1 protein-coding gene is annotated in these 293 nt (G+C 64.2%); it reads right to left on the bottom strand.

Annotated features, from left to right (window positions below):
- The coding region (locus tag J9889_RS18475; protein WP_210557649.1) for a transposase at positions 1–293 on the bottom strand (293 nt) is incomplete at both ends.

Below are 293 nucleotides of genomic sequence, written 5' to 3'. Positions count from 1 at the left end.
TTTCAGTGCATTCGCCTGCTCCACTCGCACCCGGTCCACCACCTCTCGGCCATAGCGAGCCACCACGTGGAACAGGTCGTAGACCACCTCCGCCTGCGGGCAGTGTTGCTTCACCTCCAGGTCGAACGCCGTGTTCATGTCCATCGTCACCGCCTCAATCTGCTGGCATCGCTCGCCGAGCTGCTCGAAGAAGGGACGGATAGCGGCCCGGCTGTTGCCGTGCCCCACCCACAGGACGCGGGTTCGCTCGGCATCCATGATCACGGTGGCATAGCGGTGTCCCTTGTGCAGGG

Source organism: Aeromonas sp. PrichA-15, assembly GCF_017939245.1.
Classification (GTDB): Bacteria; Pseudomonadota; Gammaproteobacteria; order Enterobacterales; family Aeromonadaceae; genus Aeromonas; species Aeromonas caviae.
The sequence above is the reverse complement of the archived record's forward strand: the minus strand, read 5'-3'. Positions and strand labels throughout refer to the sequence as shown.